This is a genomic window from Sorangium sp. So ce1335, assembly GCF_051521615.1.
Classification (GTDB): domain Bacteria; phylum Myxococcota_A; class Polyangia; order Polyangiales; family Polyangiaceae; genus Sorangium.
Genome location: NZ_CP150363.1, coordinates 196065 through 216574, shown reverse-complemented (window position 1 = coordinate 216574; position 20510 = coordinate 196065). Strand labels below are relative to the sequence as shown.

Below are 20510 nucleotides of genomic sequence, written 5' to 3'. Positions count from 1 at the left end.
GAGCTGTCATGAAGATCGTCAACCCTACCCCCACGACGTTCGCCGCCATCTCCTGGCAGCTCCGGCCCCCGCAGTGGGCCCTGTGCCTCATCGCCAAGGGCACCTACCGCCTCTCGCCCGGCGAGCCGGCGGTCCCGGCGGACACCCCGGAGCCGCCGCTCGGCGACCTGTACGACGAGGACGACCCGCGCCGGGCCCTCCGCCGCGCGTCCGATTTCGCGCCCTTCAAGCCGAAGGCGGACCTCCTGCTGTCCGGGAAGGCGCACGCGCCCGGCCGCCGGCCCGTCACGTCGCTGCCGGTCAGCTTCGCCGTCGGCAAGACCTCGCTGGCGCTGCTGGTGACCGGCGACCGCCACTGGATCGATCCGGCCGCCGGCAAGCGCGCCGACCCGCAGCCGTTCGTCGAGATGCCGCTCGGCTTCGATCGCGCCTTCGGGGGCCCTGGCTTCGCGGCCAACCCTGTCGGACGCGGCGTCTTCGACCCGGGCGAGCGCGACCCGCGGCGGCGGCCGCTGCCGAACGTAGACGACCCGCGCGCGCCCGTCGACTCGCCCGCGGCGAGGCCGCCGCCCGCGGGCTTCGGGCCGCTCTCCCCCGCGTGGGCGACGCGCGCGAGCAAGCTCGGCACCTACGACGCGCGCTGGCTGAAGCAGCGCTGGCCGTTCTTCCCCGAGGACTTCGACTGGAGCCACTTCAACGCGGCCGTGCCGGCGCTCCAGGCCGAGCACCTGCGCGGCGACGAGGAGATCGTCTGCCTCAACCTGCACCGCGAGCGGCGCGAGTACCGCGCGCGGCTGCCCGGCGTCCGGATCCGCTGCTTCCTCGACGAGCTCGCGGACGGCGCGGACCGCTTCCGCGAGGTGCAGATGAACCTCGACACGCTCCACGTCGACCTGGAGGCGGGGTCGCTGACCCTCGTGTGGCGCGGCCACGCGCCCGTCTCCGCCGAGGACCACCCCGAGGTGCGGCACGTGCTCCTCGCGAGCGAGCCGCTCGGCGAGGGCCGCCTCGCCGCCGCGCACTACCGCGAGCGGCTCGCGCTCGCGCTGCTGGAGGCGCGCCCCGCCGCCGCGCCGCCCGCCGCAGCGCCCGCCGCAGCGCCGCCCGCCGCAGCGCCCGCCGCAGCGCCGCCCGGCAACGACAACGACGGCGCGCCTCCCCTGGCCGGCGTCGACGACGCCGAGCTCCTCTCGCACATCCGCGCGACGCTCGAGAAGGGCGGCGCCCCGGCGGCGCTCGTCGCCGCCCTCGGCACCCCCGAGGGCGACGCGGCGCTCGAGGCGTGGCTCGACGCGCTCGGCGGAGATCCGGCGCAGCTCGAGGAGGTCCAGCGCAAGACGAGCGAGCAGGTGAAGAAGGCGCTCGAGGCGCAGGGGCACGACCCGGCGCAGCTCGACGCGCTCGACGAGCTCGACCGCGCGGACGACGCGCGGCGCGAGGCGGCCCGGGCGGCCGCGGCGCCGTGGACGCGCGAGCGCGTCGAGCTCTGCCTGTCGATCCACGAGACCATGGCCGGCGCCGACCTCTCGGGGCTCGACCTGTCGAAGCTCGACTTCGGCGAGGCGCGGCTCGCGCGCGCCCTGCTCGTGGGCGCCGACCTGACCGGCGCCCGCTTCGACGCCGCCGACCTCGAGGGGGCGACGCTCGCGCGCGCCAGGATGGCCGGCGCGCGGCTCCCGTCGGCCAGGCTGAGCGACGCGGACCTCTCCGGGGCCGACCTCACGGGCGCCGATCTGACCGGCGCGACCCTCGACAAGGCCCGCCTGGACGGCGCGGCGCTGCGCGGGGCCGACCTGACCGGCGCCGGCGCGGCCGGCGCCTCGTTCCTCGAGGCCGACCTCACCGGCGCGCGGCTCGACGGCGCGCGGCTCGCCGGCGCCCGCCTCGCGCGCGCGGCGCTCGACCGCGCCTCGCTCCGCGGCGCCGCGCTCGAGGACGCGAGCCTCGAGGGGGCGCACGGCGAGGCGGTCGACCTGCGCGGCGCCGACCTGCGCGGGCTGCGCGCCTCGGAGCAGACCCGCCTGCCGGGCGCCCAGGCGCGCGGCGCCCGCGCCGACGGCTCGCGCTGGATGCACGCCGACCTGACCGGCGCCGACCTCGCGCTGGCGAGCCTGCGCCGCGCGGATCTCGGCCGGGCAGAGCTCGGCGGCGCCGACCTGCGCGGCGCCGACATGGCGGGCGCCGACCTGACGCGGGCGCGGCTCGGAGGCGCCCGCCTCGAGGGGGCGAACCTGCACGGCGCCCGCCTCGAGGCCGCCGACCTGCGCGGCGCCGACCTGCGGGGCGCGGGGCTCTACGAGGCCGCCCTGTGGCAGGCGCGGCTCGACGGCGCCGACCTGCGGGGCGCGCAGCTCGCGGCCACCCTGCTCACCAGCGATCGAGGCGCGACATGACCGGGACCGCCGCCGCCGGGTTCGCGCGCGACAGGGACGATCTCCTGGCGCGCCTCGACGCCGGGCCGCTCGACCCGCCGATGGTCGTCGGCCTCGACCTGCGCGGCGTCGACCTCTCGGGCCGCGATCTCTCGGGCGTGCTCTTCAACGGCGTCGATCTGAGCGACGCGCGCCTCGCCGGGGCGACGCTCACCGGCGCCGTCTTCCTCGCCGTGGCGCTCCGCGGCGCCGACCTGTCGGGCGCGCGCCTCGAGGGCGCGGTGCTCGCCCGGAACGCGCAGCTCACCCGCGACGCCGCGGCCGCGGCGCTGCCGCTCGAGGCCGACCGCGACCTCGGCCCCGAGGTCGTCGAGGCCCTGCGCGCCGCGGGGTACGCGGGGTACCGGGCCGGGGCCACCTCGCTCGCCGGCGCCTCGCTCCGCGGCGCCGATCTGTCGCGCGCCCGGCTCGAGGGCGTCGATCTCACCGGCGCCGATCTCTCGGCCGCCACGCTGGCCGGCGCCGGGCTCGCGGAGTGCGCCCTCGACGGCGCGCGCCTCGACCGCGCGACGCTCGGCGAGGTCGAGCTCGACCGCTGCACGCTCGCGGGGGCGAGCTTCGTCGACGCCGAGCTCGCCGCGGTGACGCTCACCGGGGTCGAGCTCGCCGCGCTCGATCTGTCCCGCGCCCGCCTCGTCCGCGGGCTCCGCGCCCCGAACCAGGATCTCCGCCGCGCGGCGCTCCCGCGCGACCTCGCGGGCGGCGATCTCACGGGCGCGAACCTCGCCGGCAAGGACCTGTCCGGCTTCGACCTGCGCGGCTGCAAGCTCGACGCGGCCGACCTCGACGGCGCCCAGCTCCCGTCCGCCGAGCTCGGCGGCGCCTCGCTGCGCGGCGCCTCGCTGCGCGGCGCGCGCCTCGCCGGCGCCGTACTGAGCGGGGCCGACCTCGAGGGCGCCGCGCTCGCGCGCGCCAACCTCGACGGCGCCCGGCTCGACGGCGCCGGCCTCGAGCGGGCCGACCTCACCGGCGCGAACCTGTCGGGCTGCGATCTCTCGCGCGCCCGCCTCCGCGACGCCCGCCTGCGGGGCGCGCTCCTCGCGGCCGCCACGCTGCGCGGCACCGAGCTGACGGGCGCCGATCTCGCCGAGGCGTCGCTGCTCGACGCCACGCTCGACGGGGCGGAGCTGCGCCGCGCCGACCTCTCGGGCGCCCGCCTCGCCCGCGCGGCGCTCGTCGGCGTCGATCTCTCGCACGCCACCCTCGCGGGCGCCGATCTCGCCGGGGCGCGCGTCGCGGGCGCTCGCCTCCGCGGCGCGGACCTGTCCGGCGCGAGCCTCCGCGGCGCGGCGCTCCAGCGCGCGCAGCTCGCCGGCGCCACCGTCGCCGGCGCGGATCTCTCCGGGGCCTCGATCGAGCAGACCTCGCTGCTCGGGCTCGACCTGCGGGGCGTACGCCTGGCCGGCGCGCGGCTCGCGAGGAGCTCGCTCGTCGAGGCGAAGCTCGCCGGGATGGATCTCTCGAACGCGGCGCTCTGCGATTGCGACCTGTCGCGCGCGGATCTCCGGGACGCGAGGCTCGACGGGGCCGATCTGACGCAGGCGAGCCTCGCCGGCGCCGACCTGGGCGGCGCCTCGCTCGTCTCGGCGCGCCTCGGGGTCGCGAACCTGACGGGCGCGAGCCTCAGGGGCGCGCGGCTCACCGGCGCGGACCTCTCCCGGGCGTGCCTCGACGGCGCCGCGCTCGCGCGCGCCGATCTCGCCGGCGCGCGGCTCGACGAGGCGATGGTGCGCAAGGCGGATCTGAGCGGCGCGCGGCTCGAGGGCGCCTCGCTCGTCCACGCCGATCTGTCGCACGCCGACCTGTCCGGCGCCGACCTGTCCGGCGCCGACTGCCGCGCCGCGAACCTTCACCGCGCGATCACCGCGCGCGCGCGGTGGGACGGCGCGAAGCTCGAGGGCGCCCGCGCCACCGATCCGGAGCGCGCCCGCGCCGAGGACTGGCGCCCGCCCACGTCGTTATGAGCCGTCGACGACCGCTGCGAAGCCCCGACCCGAGGACCACCGCCATGCCCACCGCCGCCCTCCCTTCCCTCCCCGCCGAGCCCCCGCCCGCCGACGCGAGCCCCGAGGCGCGCCGCGACGGCGCTCCGCGGGGGGAGCGCCCGCTGCGCATCGTGGCGCGCGCGGGCGCCTCGGCGTCGATCGTCGACCGCGACGGCCACGAGGTCGTCGCGGTGCACGATCCGGCCGGCCGGCTGCTCTTCGAGTACGACGCGGAGACCGGCCGGGGCAGCCTCGTGGCGGCGGGCGGCCTGTCGCTCGCGGCGCCCGGGGGCGACATCGATCTCGTGGCGGGCGGCGCCATCCGCTGCTGGGCGGCCGGCGAGATCGCGATCTCGAGCAGGAGCGGCGCGACCCTCGGCGCGCGCGCCGGGGGGCGGGGGGCGACGGTGCGGGTCGCGCCCGAGCGCGTCACGGTGGCCGGGGGGGCGCTCGCCGCCGTGGCCGAGCGCGGCGAGGTGCGCATCGCCGAGGCGCGCTACGAGGGGCGGGCGCTCACCGCCGTGCTGGAGCGCGCGCACACCACGGTGGGCAAGCTCGAGTCGATCGCGGGGCGGGTGATCGCGCGCGCGGAGGACCTCTTCCAGGAGGTGCGCGAGCTGCACCAGCTCCGCGCCGGGCGGCTGCGCGCGCTGGTGGAGGACGTGATCGAGCTGCGCGGGCGCGAGGTGTCGGTGGACGCCCGCGAGGACGTGAGCCTCGATGGCCAGCGGATCAACCTCGGATAGGAGGGGCTGCGATGTTCCCTGTGACGACGATGGAGGGCGGGATCTGCCAGGCGATGCCGGACACGTGCAAGACCCCGGCGCCGCCTGGCCCGCCGGTGCCGCTGCCGTACCCGAACGTGGCGATGTGCAACCAGGCCGTGCCGAGCACCTGCTCCCTGAAGGTGCTGCTGGCGGGCAAGCCGGTGCTCACGAAGCAGAGCGAGATCCCGATGTCGACCGGCGACGAGCCGGGCTCTGCCGGCGGGGTCGTGAGCGGCAAGATCAAGGGGGAGGCGATGTACCGCACGTTCTCGGTGAAGGTGAAGGCCGAGGGAAACCCGATCGTGTTCCACACCTGCTCGGTGGCGCAGAACGGCAAGAGCCCGAACATGCCGATGGGGGTGCAGGTCGCGCCATCGCAGGCGAAGGTCGTGGTGAGCGGCTGAGGCGCCGGGGGGCCGAGGGGCTGGCCGGGCGGGGCGCCGTCCTGGCGGGGAGTCGTCACCGCGTTGTGCACCGCAGTCGGTACGAGCTCGGGGCTGCGGGCGCGGTCGCGTGCCGGCTGGAGGTGCACCTCACGCCGCGCGCGTTGCCCCACCAGGCCGTCGAGTTTCACCAGCTCGTGGTTCGGCCCTTGCCGTCCTCGCGGCGGCTCGAGGAGGACGCCTTCGGGAACCGCTGCGCGCGCATCGAGCTCGAGGGGCGCTTCGGCGCCGTCGAGGTGACGGCGCTCAGCGTGGTGCGCCTTGGCGAGGAGGAGCCGGGCGGCGGCGGCGATCTCGGGGACGACTGGCGGGCGGTGACGGCGCGCACGGAGGCTGTCGCGTCGGAGGATCCGGCGCTGCGCGCGTTCGTCGAGGGCACGGCGCGCGCGCCGCGGAGCGCCGCGATGGCGGAGTACGCGCGGGGGAGCTTCCAGGAGGGCCGCCCGCTCGGCGCGGCGCTGGAGGGGCTGGTCGCCCGGATCCGGCGGGATTTCGCCTTCGATCCCGGGGCCACCACCGCGGAGACCGGCCTCGCTGCCTTCTGCGAGCTCCGGCGCGGTGTCTGCCAGGATTTCGCGCACCTGGCCGTGGCGAGCCTGCGATCGATGGGCCTCGCGGCGCGCTACGTGAGCGGCTATGTCGCTGGCTCCGCCGCGGCGCCGTCGCGCGCCTCGCACGCGTGGGCGTCGGTGTGGCTGCCGTCGGACGGCTGGCACGACCTGGATCCGGCGGTTGGGCGCCTGGGCGCGACCGGGCACATCGTGCTGGGCTATGGGCGCGACTACGAGGATGTCGCGCCGATCCGGGGGATGGCCGAGGGGGCGCGCGGCGTCCGGTTGCGGACGGCGATCATGGTGGCGCCGGAGGGGCGGGATTGAGGGGTCCCCGCTCCCCCTCACGATGTCACAATTCCCTCTTCCCTCTTCTCTCTTCGTCTCGCGTGCGCGTTCCCGATCCATCTCGTTTTTCGTCACCGAGAGACGTGTAGCGGCACGATCGAGCACGGGAATGCGCACGCGCACGGGAGACGAAGAGGGAGGGCCGGAGACGGGAGACGGGAGACGGAAGACGGGAGTCGAGACGCGAGTCGAGACGCGGGTCGAGACGGAGACGGACGAGTCGTAGGCTGTTGCCAGCTCCGGCCTGCTTCGTCAGCAGGTGCTTCTACGTAACCCTGTCTTCCTGAACCCCGATCTCACGCCCCGTAGCTTTCTTGTCCCAGCGAGCGCCTCGCCGTGATGCGGTCCGCATCGCGCGCAACGAGCCTCGGCCCCCGGTGGGTGACGTGCGCGCCTTTCCGCTCCCGCCGGGAATGAGCTTCGCTCCGCGGGCGTACGGCAGCCAGCATGCAAGCCCCCCCTCGTTCATCACGCCGTGGCTTCCTCGGTGGAGCCGCCTCCGTTCTCCTGCTCGGCTGTGGAGGAGCACAGCAGCCCCGGGCCACCGCAGCCGAAGCCTCGGGCGCAAGCCCGACGACGACGCCCCCGGCGGCGACGCCCGCTCCGACCAGCGCTCCGCAGACGACCTCGCCCGAGCCGCACGCGCAGGCGGCGGCCCTCGCGCGCTTCGAGGCGCAGTTCGGCGGCCGCCTCCGCCTCGGCGTGGCCGCCCTCGACACGGCCACCGGGGCGCGCATCGGCCACCGCGCCGGCGAACGCTTCGCGATGTGCTCCACCTTCAAGACGCTCCTCGCGGCGTGCATCCTCGCGCGCGTCGACCAGGGTCAGCTCACGCTCGATCGCCGCATCGCCTACCGTGAGGCCGATCTCCTCGAGCACGCGCCGGTGGCGCGCGCCCGCCTCGCCGAGGGCAGCCTCACCGTCGAGGAGCTCTGCGCCGCCGCCGTCGAGGTCAGCGACAACACGGCCGCCAACCTCCTGCTCGCGCAGATCGGCGGCCCCGCCGGCCTCACCGCCTACGTGCGCAGCCTCGGCGACCAGGTGACGCGCCTCGACCGCAACGAGCCGACCCTCAGCACGAACCTGCCCGGCGACCCCCGCGACACGACGACCCCCGACGCCATGACCGATACCTACCGGACCCTCCTCGTCGACGATCGCGCCCTGCGCGAGGCGTCGCGCGCGCGCCTGAAGGCGTGGATGGTCCAGGCGACCACCGGCCTCGCCCGCCTCCGGGCGGGCCTGCCGCGCGACTGGATCGTCGGCGACAAGACCGGGACCGGCGAAAACGGCATCGCCAACGACGTCGCGGTCGCCTGGCCCCCCTCGCGCGCGCCGATCGTCGTCGCGTGCTTCGTCGAAGTGCCGTCGGCCAGCGCCGACGCGCGGAACGCCGTGCACGCGGAGGTCGCCCGGTTCGTCGCCGCGGCGTTCGGCTGAGCCGGCGACCCCGCCCCTCGTCACATCGCGTCCACGTCAATTCACCGTGGGCACGAACTCCGTGCACGCCTCCTCGATTGCCGTGAGGGCGTTCGTCAGGCCGTCCTCGAGACGCCCAGCGCACAGATCCCAGAAGAAGCCACGGTCGTCGGCAGCGAACGTGTCCACGAGCCGCTGCAGGTTATCGGCCTCATCCGCGCTTCCGTAAACACCGTCGCAGTCCTCCCTCCCGCCGATGCCGAGGAACACGACGTTCTTTGCCTCGCCCTTCGCGGCGACGAGCCGATCGTGGATCTCTTGCGGGCGCTGGGCCGGGACGGGCTGCTCGTCCTCGTCGGTGATCGCCACCACCACGAGCAGCGCATCGTCGCGGAGGAACCCCTCGTTGTCGCCGGTCGAGAACGGCGGCTCCAGCGAGGCGGCGACGGCGGACGCGGGCTGCTCGTCGTCGCTGTCGCCGCTGCACTCGACGTCCTCAGCATAGAGATCCGCCGCGCACTGGAACTCGCGCTCGATCTCGGAGCTCGAGCTATCCATCCACGGCTTCTGGCTCTGGAACGAGCACTCGCCCGCGGCGCCGCGCGTGTGGAAATTCGCAGGGCGGGGGCAAGCGTCGAGCACGGCCGCGCGGAAGTCCTTGATGCCGCCGATCTGGAGCAGCGCCCGCGCGAAGGCCGGGAACACGACATCGCGCATCTCCTCCTTCTCCTCATCCATGCTCTGGGAGTTGTCGAGCGCGAACACGACATCGACGTGCTCGCAACCCATGGTGTTCGAGCCGCTGCTCCCCGTCCCGCCGTTCGCTCCGCCGTTCCCGTTGCCGAAGGGGTCCCCCCCCTGACCACCGAAGGGGTCACCCCCCTGACCACCGAAGATGTCCCCCCCCTGCCCCTGGCCTCCTCCGGCGGTCCCTCCGCTGCCTGGTCCCGAGGCGCCCGCGCCGCCGCTCTGGTTCTGGCCCGAGCTATCTCCGCACCCCACGAGACCCATGATCCCTGCGCAGAGCGCCGCGCACCATGCCCTGAGCTCCATTCCTCACTCCTTCTCCTTCGGGGCGTCGTGCCCTACCCATCTGTACCCTTCGTAGCACGGTCTCATGAGACATCGACCGCCGGAACGTGGATTGTATCACGCGCGTAGCGCTCGCTCCAGCGAATTGGCCGAGGGCGGGGCTCTCGAGCTCGCCGTCCCTACTGGGCCTTTGCACAGACGAAGAGGACCCTGATCGCCGTGTCACCCTCTCACGCTTCACGCTCTCAGTCCTTTGCCGGCCTTTGCCGGCCTTTGCCGGCCTTTGACGACCTTTGCCGATGAGCCCGAAGGGCCATGAGCGAAACCGTCGCGTGATATCGTCATGCACCGTCTCGGCGGAAGATTCCTCGCCCGCCAGCGCCCTGACGTCCGCCTCCCCGGCACATGCCGCCCCTCGCGGACGGCGCTTTCCCCCGGAGATACCCTGGGCACTTCGGCGCGCACGCACCGCGCGCGGCGGCGCTCCGTCGCGGCGGGTGTCCACCAGAGAATGCGCGCGCCAGACGCCGCGCGGCGGGCCACTCCGCGGCCGACGGCGCGCGGTACGCGGTATCATGGCTGAGGCGATGAGGCCCACGACGGCAGCGCCCCGGGGCACCTCGCAAACCCGAGCCGCCATGCTACATTTGCTGTTTTTGCGAGGCGCCTCGCCCCGAGGAAGGGCAATGTTTCGGGCCGTGCACCGCGCAGGCGCCGTGACCGCTACAGCGATGGTGCGCGAAAGGAAACGCGCCGTGCCCCGGCGGTCTCGGCAGCCGTCCAGCGGCCTTCCGCAAGCGCGCTCACCGGCTCGCCCTCACCTGCGATCCTGCTCGCCCCCCCGGCGAGGATCCGCGCGGCACGCTCCCGGAGATGCACGAGCGGGAGCAGCTCCAGGAGGGCGTGCACCTCGAGCGACCGTCGGGAGGAGCTGTATCGCCCCCTGGCAGCCCATGTAGGCAACGAGCCATGACCGCGCGACACCGACCCACACTGCCCCTGAGCTCCGACGTGTGCAGTCGTGCGCGGCTTCAGCAGGACGTGTGAGGCGCGGGGGAGCTCGAAGGCTCCGGCCGCGGCTCCGGCAGGCGGCGGGCTCGGCCGTCAGCGTGTGCTGTCCGGCGTCGGCTCGGGGTGCCGGTGTAGGTTTCTTGCCCCCCTGTAGCGGACCTCCGTAGCGTAGCGCGCCGAGGAGAAACACCATGGAGATGCTGCTCGCCAGCGAGCGGCGCGTCACGCGCCGCGCCGCGATCGTGGAGTGCCAGGCCGTGTGCGAACGGGGCTTCCGGCTGCTCGGGACCCGGGCGATCGACCTGTCCGTCGACGGGATGCTCGTGCTGACGAGCGCCCGCGCGCTCACGGGCGAGCCGGTGATCGTCTCGTTCCGGGTCCCGGGCACGGACGTCTGGATCGACGCGACGGCGACGATCGCGCGCACCGTCCACGGCCGGCGCGAGGGCGACCCGGGCCGCGCCGTCGGCCTGCGCTTCGACCCGCTCGACAGCGCGTCGGCCCGGCGCCTGCGCGCGGCGCTCGAGCGCTTCCCGCCGACCTACCCGTACCGCGCGCCGCGCGTCGACTACGCGGCGACGGCGGCGATGATCGCGCTGAGCTGACCTGCGCGCGCCCCGGGCGGGGCGACATCGTCCCCGCCGCCGCGCTGGTCGGCGCCGCCGACAGAGGCGCGCTGTCGTGACGCGCTCACCGCCAGCGCCAGCAGATCACCGCCGGTCGTCTCCGACGTTCTCGACCGTGCGAACACAAGCCCAGCCCTCGCGAGAGACGAGCTCGGCCACGCGCGCGCGCACCTCGTCGCGGATCGATCGCCCGCGCTCCACCGGCTTGCCCTTGAAGAGCACGGTCTTCATGGAGCATCTTCCGGAAGCGCACGATCGGACGGGGCGCAGCACGCGGGCGCGCAGCACGCGGCGTCGTTCTTCGACGGCATCGCGGGCTGACTCCCCATCACGGCGGCGTCACCCTTGACGACGAACACCTCCCACGCGTTGCCGTCCGGATCCTCGATCCAGACCTTGTCCTGCACCGCATAGCAGCAGGCCGTGTCCTCCTCCGTGAAGGTCTTGAGCCCCACGGACTCGAAGCGGCGCATGGCCGCGAGCACGTCCTCCGTGCTCGCCACCTGCACGCCGAAATGGCTCGCGTTGATGCCGGTGCGCGGCGCCTCCTGCATCGTGAGGTTCAACGACGGCGTCGCGAGATCGAACTTCGCATACCCGGGACGACGCTTTGTCGCGGGCACGCCAAAGGCCTTCTCGTAGAACGCGACCGAGGCGTCGATGTTGGACACGTTGAGCGAGATATGGGGCTTGAGGATGTTCATCGCGCACCTTCCTTCCAAAAATATCGAAGTAGTGGAGAAAAAAAATCAGCAGCACGCCTTGCCGCGCTTGCAGCAGTCCTCCCAGAGGAACTCCGTGAGGGCGCGGAGCTCCTCGTAGGAAGCGCTGTAGTAGTGAAACGTCCCTTCGCCGCGCGTCCTCAGGATGCCGGCGTCGACGAGCCGCTTCAGGTGGTGGCTCAGCGTCGAGGCCGGCAGTCCGACGTGCGCCTGGATCTCGCCGGCAGAGGCCCCCTCGACGCCCGCCTGCACCACGAAGCGCAGGACGCCGAGCCGCACGCGGTGACCGAGCGCGGCGAGCTGTTCGGCGTGGCGGTCGAGCTTCGACGGCACGCACTACTTCTAACGAAATCGAAGCAGGAGCGCAAGGGCTTCTTCCATGAAATTCGAAGGACCGCTGCTCTTGCTGTTCTTGCCGTGCCAGCGCATGCTCGCGCCGGTCACGCGGGCCTCCAGGAGGTCGCGGCGGACTGCGCGAAGGGCCCGTGCGATGGCACGGGCCCCTGGCGAGGGCATCCAGGTGACCGTGTTCGTCGCGCTCGGGAGGGACGTGAGCAGCTCACCGGGCGCACAACCCAGAGGAGCTCGACCGATGATCGAAGTGGCCGGACCGAACGCCCATCAGATTCAGTACTGGAACGAGGTCGCCGGGCCGAAGTGGGTGGCCCTCCACGACCTCATCTCGGCGCACATCCGGCCGCTGGGCGCCCTCGCCATGGATCGCGCCGGGCTCGCCGCGGGTGAGCGCGTCCTCGACGTCGGCTGCGGGATCGGCGAGACGACGCTGGAGCTCGGCCAGCGCGTCGGCCCGGGCGGCTCGGTGCTGGGCGTCGACATCTCCGCGCCGATGCTGGAGCGGGCGCGCGCGGCGGCGCTGGCCGCGGGCGCCGCGAACGTGGCCTTCGAGAACGCGGACGCGCAGACGACGGCGCTGCCCGGGCCGTTCGACGTGCTCTACTCGCGCTTCGGCGTCATGTTCTTCGCCGAGCCCGAGGCGGCCTTCGCGAACCTGCGGGGGGCGCTGCGGAGCGGGGCGCGGCTCGCGTTCGTCTGCTGGCGCTCGCTCCAGGAGAACCCCTGGCTGCTCGTGCCGGCCACGACGGCGGCGAGGCACCTCGAGGTGCCGCAGGCCGACCCGCGCGCGCCCGGCCCGTTCGCGTTCGCCGACGCCGCGCGCGTGCGCGACCTCCTGGAGCGCGCCGGGTTCGTCCGCGTCCAGCACGAGCCGGTCGACCGGGAGCTCTCGGTGGCAGGCGGGAGATCGCTCGACGAGGCGGTCGACTTCCTCCTGCAGCTGGGGCCGGCTTCGGCTGCGCTGCGCGCGGCGCAGGCCGGGCCGGAGCTCGTCGAGCGCGTGCGCGCCGACCTGCGCGAGGCCGTCGCGCCCTACGACGGGCCCGAGGGCGTGCGCATGGGAGGCGCCGTGTGGATCGTGACGGCGGCCGTGGGCTGACCGCGGACGAGCGAACCAGGAGAGAGAACGGCATGAGAGGGAAGCTCTGCATCGTCACCGGCGGCAACACGGGCATCGGCAAGGAGACGGCACGCGGGCTGGCGCAACGCGGCGCGACGGTGGTGCTGGCGTGCCGCGACACGGAAAAGGGCGAGGCAGCGCGCGAGGACATCGCGCGCACGACCGGCAACGGGGACGTGGGCGTGATGGGGCTGGATCTCGCGAGCAAGGCGAGCATCCGCTCCTTCGGAGAGAGGTTCCGCGCGACGCGCGATCGCCTCGACGTCCTCGTGAACAACGCGGGGGTGTGGCAGGGCTCGCGCAACACGACAAAGGACGGGCTCGAGGCGACGTTCGGCGTGAACCACGTCGGGACATGGCTGCTCACGCAGGAGCTCCTCCCGCTGCTGAAGCAGAGCGCGCCGTCACGGGTCGTGATCCTGTCGTCGAAGCTGCATTATCGCGGCGCGATGGTCTGGGAAGATCTGCAGTTCGAGCGGCGGAAGTACAGGTCGATGGCGGCGTACAGCCAGTCGAAGCTCGCCAACGTGCTCTTCACGAAGGCGCTGGCGCGGCGGCTCGCGGGCACCGGCGTCACCGTCAACGCCGTCCACCCGGGCGTCGTCGCGACGGAGCTCACGCGCGATTTTCCGAAGCTGTTCACGAAGCTCTTCCAGCTCTTCCTCCTCACGCCAGAGCAGGGCGCCGCGTGCTCGCTGCACGTCGCGACGGCGCCGGAGCTCGACGGGGTGACGGGGGAGTACTTCGAGGAGAGCCGCATCAAGCCGGCGGCGGCGGCCGCGCTCGGCGAGGCCGCGCAAGAGCGGCTCTGGGAGCTGACCGAGGCGCTCGCGGCGTAGTCCTCGACGCGCAGGCCGAGCGATCGCCGTGGGAGAGCGCGCTCCGGGGGCTCCGCTCCTCGGGGTCCAGGCGATCCGGACGACGTTGTCGCAGCGTCGTAACAGGCCGCGGCGCGCTACCCATGCTCACAGCAGAGCAGCAGTTTCTCGGGTCGAGGCGACCCACACGAGATTGTCGCGGAGCCGTAACGGGCCGCGGCGCGCTGCCCATGTTAACGAGCGGAGCAGCAGTATGCATGAGACCGCTCTACCCAGCGACGCCGTGACGGCGCTCCCCGGGACGACCGCGACCGCCATGGCCTGGCGCACGGCCCAGGGACAGCTCCACCTCACCACCATCGTCAAGGCGACCTTCGCCTTCGCTCCGGACGCGGAGATGCGGCTCGCGGAGCCGCACCCCATCTTCCGCGCAGAGGTGCACCACGGCAACAACCCGATCCGGGGCATCCGCTTCGCGAGCGACCTCGCCCCCTACCTCGGCCGCGCCGACGTGCTGTTCACGGGATACGCGTACGCGCCGCGCGGGACGAGGGCGCAATCGATGTACGTGCGGCTCGCGATCGCCGACAGCAGCCGGGTCCTCCTCGACAGGCAGCTCCTCGTGCGCGATCGCGACGGCTTCGAGCGAATGCCGCTCACGTGCGACCGCGCGACGAGCGGCGTGGACGGGCAGGAGAACCCGTTCGGGCGGGGCCCCGACCCGGCCGCGGCGAACATCGTCGATCCGAGGGATCCGCGCCGGCCGGCGGGGTTCGGGCCGATCGCGCGCGCGCTGCCGACGCGCAGGCGGCGGCTCGGCTCGACGCCGCGGAGGCTGCTCGAGGCGCCGATCGCCGAGATTCCGGCCGGCTTCGACTGGGGCTATTTCCAGGCGGCGCCCGAGGGACAGCAGATCGATCACCTGCGCGGGGACGAGTGGATCCTGATCGAGGGGCTCCACCCGAGCTTGCCGCGCCTGATCACACGCCTGCCCGGCGCGCGCGCCGCGGCGCGGATTCACGGCCTCGGGAGCCTCGGGGTCACCGAGGGGATGCGCCTCGATCTCGTGGCCGACACCCTGCACATCGACGGCGAGGAGCAGCGGTGCACCGTCGTCTGGCGGCGGAGCGTGCCGCTCCCGCACGAGGGCGCGCTCGCGGCGGTGCGCGTCGTGGCGGGGGTCGAGCTTCCGGGCGCCCCCATCGCGTGGGCGCCGCCTCCGCTGCAGGGCGCGGGTCGGGCCGAGGCGGCGGCGCCCGTGTCGCAGCTCGGGCGGGCGGGCACCATCTTCATCGCGGAAGAAGCGCCCGCGAGCGGGCCGCGCCCGGCCGAGACGGCGTTCCTCGAGCCCGAGGAGGCGCTGGCGACCACCGGGCGCGCGGTGATCCCGTTCAGGCTCGCGCGGGTCTCGCCGGCGGCAACGATGGCGCTGGGACCGGAGGAGGACGCAGCGGCGAGCGTGAGGCACGCGCTGCCTTTCGAGCGTGATCCGGCGTCGGGCGCGGCGTCGGGCGCGGGGCTCGGGGCCTTCGCGGCGGCGCCGGTCGACGCGGAGACACCGGCCGCCGCGGCGGCGCTGCTCGACACGGTGACGCCGGCCGCCACGGCGGCGCCCACAGTAGCAGCGCTGTTCTCCACGTACGCATTGTCTCCGGACGACCAAGCCCGCGTGTCTGCGTCGGCGGTGCTGCCATTTCCCGCCGCCCACGGGGCGCTTCCGGAGCGACAGCCGACAAGACCTGCCCCCGTGGTCGGCGCGCTGTGGTCGGCCGAGAGCGCGCCGCCCCTATCGAGCGTGTCGCCCCTATCGAGCGTGTCGCCTGCGTCGAGCGCGCCGCCCACGCAGGTCGCACCGCCCCCGCTGCTCGCGCCGAGCGTACCGCCCGCCTCGATCACGCCGCCAGCGCCCTCCTCACCCCCCCTCGGCACCCCTCAGGCCCTGGCGACGCCGGCCCCGCCGGCGGACACGGCGGACATCGGCGTCGAACACTATGCGACCCTCGCAGCGCAGCTCTCCGAGCGGCGCGCGCCCCGGGCCGACGTGCTCGGCGCGCATGGGCTCTCCGAGGCACGCTTCGCCGAGCTCGAGCGGCGCTGGACAAGCGCGATGGACGAGGAGGACAGGCGCGGCCGCCACGCGATCCGCGACGCCTACGACGCCGCCTACATCAAGGAATGGGAGGCGCAGCGCCGGCCGTTCGAGCTCGCCGATTATGCGCGGCTCACCGTGGCGGCCGAGCGCGGACACCTCGCCGCCGCGCTCGACTCGCTCGGCATCCGCCGCACCCTCTGGATACGGCTGAAGCGGGTCTGGGCCAGGCGCCTCGCCGAGAGCCGGAGCCTCGCCGGCGCGCTCCAGCGCGAGCTCGCACGCCAGCGCGAGCTACGGAGCACGGACGCGCACGCCACGGCAACGACCCGCATGCGCGCCCCCGGGGCCTGAGGACGACGAGCGGCGAGCCCCTGTGGTCCGGCGATGAGGTCACGGAACACGCGGTGCTTCAGGCAGGGTCGAGGTGAGCTCGTCCCAGGCACGCACCGCCTCGGGGAGCAGCGCCCGCATGCGCGTCACGGTTCGACCGGTTAGCCTGCGCTCGAACACCAGCGCCGCATCTCCGGCATACAACGTGCCGATGGAGTCGCTGGCCTCTTCGACCTCGCTCAGGGCGAGCGCACGGGCGAGATCACGGCCACCTCGTTCAGCTCCGAGACGGAGACCTCGAGCTGTCTCGTTCCACAGAGGGACCGAAGCTCGGGGCCGAACGTGCCCTTCGCTGTGGTTCCGAGGAGGGGATGGCTGAATCGATTCTTCACGTCGGCCCCCAGTCGTTGTTCTCGCCGGTACCTCCGAAGACGCCCGGCGTCATCCCGGCCACGCGATTGCTGCGGTGCTGAATCTCAGCGTCGGAGAGGTCATCGCGCCCTGCGGCCCGATCGGCCTCGAGCTGCTGTCGATACCGCGTCGCGTTGGCCCCACGAGCATCGTCGAGAGCCGCCGTATTTCCCTCGGCGGCCTGCTGCCGCGCGCGGTTCAGCGGCGACTCCGCGCCTGCTGCCCGCCGCGGCCGCCGCCGCCGCCCAGGATGAAGACGCCAGGGTTCATTCCCGGGATTGCGGGGATGTTCGGAACCGGAGCTGTGCGTGCCATGGAACGATGGTCGCGGAAGGAGCCACGGTGTCAATGCCGGGCGAGCGTGAGGAATGCTGCTCGGGCGGTGCAGCACGCGAGGCTCCCAGCACATGCCCGCTGGTGTACGATGCGCCTCGACGGGTTCTTCCGGACGCTCGACGACCTCGCGCCCGTCGAGGAGACCGTCCAGACGCGCTCGAAGCCTAGGCTCCCGGCTCTGCAGCAGCCTCGTAGAGCTCGCGGACGTCGAGCCGGGCGCCGATCGACGCGAGGTGCGCGACGTCGCCCTCGCGCGCAACGGTCGATGTGAAGCCGCCGTCGGCGTCGCGAGTCCACACCTCCACGCAGCGATCCCGGTGCGACACGAGGACGTACTGGCGCAAGGAGGCGAGGGTCTTGTAGTGCTCGAACTTGTCGCCTCTGTCGTACTCCTCGGTGCTTCGGCTCAGCACCTCGACGAGGAGCGTCGGGTTCGTCACGGCGTGCTCGTCCTGGGCGTCGCGCTCGATCGGCCCACACACGACCGTGACGTCGGGGTAGGTGGCGAGGCCGGTCGAGGGCACGCGCACGCGAAGGTCGGCATCGTAAGCCCGGCATCGACCTCTGCGAAGCTCGGGAAAGAGGAGGCCTATGACCGCCGCGGCGAGCGCGGCGTGCTCGGGCGTGCCGCCCGCCATCGCGTAGATCTGGCCGTCGAGGTACTCGTGCTTGACGTTGCTGGACGCCTCCAGGGCCAGGTACTCGGCGTACGTGTAGTGGATGCGGTGGGCCGGGGCGACCATGGTCGCGCAGTATGGCACAGCGAGCGGCGTCCGCCTCGCGCAGCGGACGCGCGGGCGCTACCGCTTGCCTCCCGCGCGTCAGGCAGCATCCACGGCGCCCTCGACTGCGGCTGACCCGAGCAGCTCGCGAGCCTGACGGAGAAGCACGGAGGCCCCGGAGCGGTCAGCTTGGCCGCTCCCGGGGCGCTCGTGGCGCCGGCTGTGGAGCGAGCGCGCGCCATGCAGTAGGCTCACCACCGTGACCGCCCGACAGCTCCTGGTTCAACAGCTCGCTGGCCTCTCCGATGAGGACGTTCATGCGCTGCTCCCCATCGTCGAGCGCCTCAGGGCGAAGCGCATCGCCCTCGCAAGCGCGCCCGCGACGCAGGACACACCACCGACGCCGCCACACCGGCGCCACCCCGAGCGGTTTGGACGGCTCGCCGGCTCCGCTCGGTTCGTCGATGACCTCGAATCTCCCGTTGAGAACGCCGATGCGTGGACATGCGACGAGGAGAACCTGAAACCGTGATCGTGCTGGACACGCACGCCTGGTTCTGGCTGGTGGCGTCCCCGGATCGCCTCTCCGAACAGGCAGCGATCGCCATCGATGGTGCAGACAGTCTTGGCGTATCGGCGATGAGCTGCTGGGAGATCGCCATGCTCGCCGAGAAAGGAAGGATCGCGCTCGACAGACCGGCACACCGATGGCTCGAAGACGCGCTCGCCAGCAGCGCAACACGCCTCTTGCCGATCGAGCCCGCCGTCGCAGCGCTCGCCGCACGGCTCCCGTTGCACGGAGATCCGGCAGACCGGCTCATCGTCGCGACGGCGATCACGGCCGGTGCAGCGCTCGTCACGAAGGCTCAGCAGATCCGCAGCTCTCCCCTCGTCTCGACCCTCTGGTGATGGGCTCCCGCACGGGCTCCTCGAGCGAGCTCGGTCCCTCGCGCGAGCATCTCGCCGGGTCGAGCGGCCGCTCGCTCCCTGGCACGACATCCGCATACCCGGGCTGCCGCTGACCGCCACCACCGTGGCGGGGGGACGACGCGGAGGAGATCCATGAGCCAGAGACCATCCGATCAACCGATCCAGGTGAAGCCGCTCGCAGGGCACATCGGCGCCGAGATCCACGGCGCCGACATCTCGAAGCCGCTGCCCGACGAGACCGTCGCGGCCATCCGCGCGGCGCTGCTGAAGTGGAAGGTCGTCTTCTTCCGGGACCAGCCGATCGGCCACGCCGAGCAGATCGCCTTCGCGGCGCGCTTCGGCGAGGTGACGTACGCCCACCCGCACGAGGACGAGCCGTTCGACGAATACCCGGAGATCCTCGCCATCGACAGCCGCCGCTACGATCGGCGCTACGGCAGGCGGTTCAGCTACGAGAACCGCTGGCACACCGACGTCACCGCGGCCGTGAACCCGCCGGCGGCGTCGATCCTGCGGGCGCACATCCTGCCGCCCTACGGCGGCGACACCACCTGGACCAACCTCGTTGCGGCCTACGAGGGGCTGTCGGCGCCGGTGCGCGCGCTCGTCGACGGGCTGCGGGCCGAGCACCGCTTCGGGCTGCGGTTCGCCCCGCAGGACCAGGACAGCCCGTACCTGCGCAAGGTGCGCGACAACCCGCTGATCTCGATCCACCCCGTCGTGCGCGTCCACCCCGAGACCGGCGAGCGCGCGCTGTTCGTCAGCCCCGGTTTCACGAGCCACATCGTGGGGCTCTCGCCGCGCGAGAGCAGCGCGATCCTCGACCTCCTGTTCGAGCAGATCAGCCGGCCGGCGTACACCGTACGGTTCCGGTGGGAGCCGGGCAGCGTCGCGTTCTGGGACAACCGGGCGACGGCGCACCTCGGGCCGCAGGACCTCGGGCACCTCGACGTCGAGCGCGTCCTCTACCGCGTGACGCTGACCGGGGACATCCCGGTCGGGGTCGACGGGGTGCGGTCGGAGATCGTGGCCGGCGAGCCGTTCGGCAAGCGGCCTCCGAGCAAGCCGAAGGCCGCCCGCAAGGACGGCGCGCCCGAGGCGGAGGTGCGGGCGTGACGGCCGCGGGCGCAGGCGTCGAGAGGACGTCGTTCCTGGGGCCGCGGGGCACGGTGGAGGCGGTGCTGGTCCGCCCGGTCACGGGCGGGCGCGCGCCGACGGCGGCGGTGCTGATCCTCCACGAGGGGCTGGGGCTGACGGCCCACACGATCGAGCTGGCGAGGCGCTTCGCGCAGGAGGGATACCTGGCGTTCGCGCCGAACCTGTACTCGCACGACGCGGCCCACCGGACGTTCACCGAGGCGGAGGTTGCGCGCGGCGTGGGGCTGCTCCGCGCGGCCGACAGGGACGAGGTGGTGGCGCGGCTGCCGGCGGAGGAGCAGGAGCGGCTGCGGAAGGTGTTCGCGTGGTTCAGCGGCCGCGATACGTCGACGTACCTGCCCGACGCGAGGGCGGCGGTCGCGCACCTGGCGGACCGGGCCGACGTGCGCCCGGGGAGCATCGCGGCCGTGGGCTTCTCGCTGGGCGGGGGGCTCGTGGGGCAGCTCGCGGTCGGGGGCGTGGAGCTCGCGGCGGGCGCGGTCTTCTACGGGCAGGCGCCGCCGCTGGAGCAGGTGAAGAGCGTGCGGTTTCCGCTGCTGGTGCATTACGCGGAGGACGATCCGGCGATCACGCCCAGGGCGCCGGCGGTGGAGGAGGCGTTCCGGTCGGCGGGGCGAGAGTTGACGGCGTTCGTGTACCCGGGGACGCGGCACGGGTTCTTCAACGAGACGCGGCCGGCGTACAACGCCGATGCGGCGCAGCTCGCGTGGCGGCGCACGCGGGAGTTCTTCGCCGAGCACACCGGGAGCTCCGCGCAGCGGCGGCCGCAGGCGGCCGCAGGCGAGGGGGCGCGCGCGGGGGGGTAGGCGCCGGGGGGTAGGCGCGGGGGGCCTCAACCCGGGTCGGTCGCCTCAACCCGGGTCGGCCACCTCGGTCGCCTCAACCCGGGTCGGTCGCCTCAAC

The 20510-nt window shown here is 73.7% G+C and carries 19 protein-coding genes; 14 read left to right on the top strand and 5 right to left on the bottom strand.

The genetic code is table 11. The features are described 5' to 3' along the window. The first annotated feature begins 8 nt into the window (after positions 1-8). The 6 genes from WMF24_RS00815 (at position 9) to bla (ending at position 7966) form a co-directional block, all read left to right on the top strand. On the top strand, positions 9-2393 hold the full coding sequence (locus tag WMF24_RS00815) for a DUF2169 family type VI secretion system accessory protein (protein WP_437734423.1): 2385 nt from the start codon (positions 9-11) through the stop codon (positions 2391-2393). Beyond that, positions 2390-4396: a pentapeptide repeat-containing protein gene (locus WMF24_RS00810; RefSeq protein WP_437734422.1), complete on the top strand. Its 2007-nt coding sequence runs from the start codon at positions 2390-2392 to the stop codon at positions 4394-4396. The genes WMF24_RS00815 and WMF24_RS00810 overlap by 4 nt, the downstream gene beginning before the upstream one ends. A 44-nt stretch (positions 4397-4440) precedes the next feature. Then, entirely contained in the window at positions 4441-5163 is a 723-nt protein-coding gene (locus tag WMF24_RS00805; protein ID WP_437734421.1) for a DUF3540 domain-containing protein, read from the top strand. An 11-nt stretch (positions 5164-5174) separates the two neighbouring features. Beyond that, positions 5175-5588, top strand: a complete 414-nt coding sequence (locus tag WMF24_RS00800; protein WP_437734420.1) for a DUF4150 domain-containing protein — start codon at positions 5175-5177, stop codon at positions 5586-5588. 65 nt (positions 5589-5653) lie between these two features. Beyond that, positions 5654-6505, top strand: coding sequence for a transglutaminase family protein (locus WMF24_RS00795; protein WP_437734419.1), 852 nt, complete (start codon positions 5654-5656; stop codon positions 6503-6505). Between the two features lie 468 nt (positions 6506-6973). Further along, a complete protein-coding gene (gene bla, locus WMF24_RS00790) occupies positions 6974-7966 on the top strand; it encodes a class A beta-lactamase (protein ID WP_437734418.1) in 993 nt (330 codons plus the stop codon). A gap of 36 nt (positions 7967-8002) precedes the next feature. Here bla and WMF24_RS00785 read toward each other — a convergent pair whose 3' ends face one another. Then, the gene (locus tag WMF24_RS00785) at positions 8003-8998 is read right to left on the bottom strand and encodes a hypothetical protein (RefSeq protein ID WP_437734417.1); all 996 of its coding nucleotides are present in this window, start codon (positions 8996-8998) and stop codon (positions 8003-8005) included. 1181 nt (positions 8999-10179) lie between these two features. Between WMF24_RS00785 and WMF24_RS00780 the strand changes: the two genes are divergently transcribed. Further along, positions 10180-10593 (top strand): PilZ domain-containing protein, encoded by a 414-nt coding sequence (locus WMF24_RS00780; RefSeq protein WP_437635455.1) that lies wholly within the window; start codon positions 10180-10182, stop codon positions 10591-10593. Positions 10594-10698: 105 nt separating this feature from the next. Here the strand turns inward: WMF24_RS00780 and WMF24_RS00775 are convergent, their stop codons facing one another. From WMF24_RS00775 to WMF24_RS00765, 3 genes are read right to left on the bottom strand one after another with little or no spacing between them, the layout of a single operon-like run. Beyond that, entirely contained in the window at positions 10699-10845 is a 147-nt protein-coding gene (locus WMF24_RS00775; RefSeq protein WP_437734416.1) for a hypothetical protein, read from the bottom strand. Next, complete coding sequence (locus tag WMF24_RS00770; RefSeq protein ID WP_437734415.1) at positions 10842-11318, bottom strand: ArsI/CadI family heavy metal resistance metalloenzyme; 477 nt, start codon at positions 11316-11318, stop codon at positions 10842-10844. Before WMF24_RS00770 ends, WMF24_RS00775 begins: the two co-directional genes overlap by 4 nt. 45 nt (positions 11319-11363) lie before the next feature. After that, positions 11364-11669 (bottom strand): ArsR/SmtB family transcription factor, encoded by a 306-nt coding sequence (locus WMF24_RS00765; RefSeq protein WP_437734414.1) that lies wholly within the window; start codon positions 11667-11669, stop codon positions 11364-11366. Between the two features lie 259 nt (positions 11670-11928). Here WMF24_RS00765 and WMF24_RS00760 point away from each other — a divergent pair, with 259 nt between their 5' ends. From WMF24_RS00760 to WMF24_RS00750, 3 genes are all read left to right on the top strand, one after another. Beyond that, on the top strand, positions 11929-12789 hold the full coding sequence (locus tag WMF24_RS00760; RefSeq protein WP_437734413.1) for a class I SAM-dependent methyltransferase: 861 nt from the start codon (positions 11929-11931) through the stop codon (positions 12787-12789). A 32-nt stretch (positions 12790-12821) separates the two neighbouring features. Then, a complete protein-coding gene (locus WMF24_RS00755) occupies positions 12822-13649 on the top strand; it encodes an SDR family oxidoreductase (RefSeq protein ID WP_437734412.1) in 828 nt (275 codons plus the stop codon). 232 nt (positions 13650-13881) lie between these two features. Next, entirely contained in the window at positions 13882-16071 is a 2190-nt protein-coding gene (locus WMF24_RS00750; protein ID WP_437734411.1) for a DUF2169 domain-containing protein, read from the top strand. Between the two features lie 890 nt (positions 16072-16961). Here WMF24_RS00750 and WMF24_RS00745 read toward each other — a convergent pair. After that, positions 16962-17540, bottom strand: coding sequence for a Uma2 family endonuclease (locus tag WMF24_RS00745; RefSeq protein ID WP_437734410.1), 579 nt, complete (start codon positions 17538-17540; stop codon positions 16962-16964). 238 nt (positions 17541-17778) lie between these two features. Between WMF24_RS00745 and WMF24_RS00740 the strand changes: the two genes are divergently transcribed. From WMF24_RS00740 to WMF24_RS00725, 4 genes are all read left to right on the top strand, one after another. Continuing rightward, positions 17779-18051, top strand: coding sequence for a hypothetical protein (locus tag WMF24_RS00740; RefSeq protein ID WP_437734409.1), 273 nt, complete (start codon positions 17779-17781; stop codon positions 18049-18051). Beyond that, complete coding sequence (locus tag WMF24_RS00735; protein WP_437734408.1) at positions 18048-18428, top strand: type II toxin-antitoxin system VapC family toxin; 381 nt, start codon at positions 18048-18050, stop codon at positions 18426-18428. Before WMF24_RS00740 ends, WMF24_RS00735 begins: the two co-directional genes overlap by 4 nt. A 153-nt stretch (positions 18429-18581) precedes the next feature. Further along, positions 18582-19565 (top strand): TauD/TfdA dioxygenase family protein, encoded by a 984-nt coding sequence (locus WMF24_RS00730; protein ID WP_437734407.1) that lies wholly within the window; start codon positions 18582-18584, stop codon positions 19563-19565. Continuing rightward, positions 19562-20413 carry a dienelactone hydrolase family protein gene (locus WMF24_RS00725; protein ID WP_437734406.1) on the top strand — a complete coding sequence of 284 codons (852 nt, stop codon included), beginning with the start codon at positions 19562-19564 and terminating at the stop codon, positions 20411-20413. Before WMF24_RS00730 ends, WMF24_RS00725 begins: the two co-directional genes overlap by 4 nt. Positions 20414-20510: the final 97 nt, after the last annotated feature.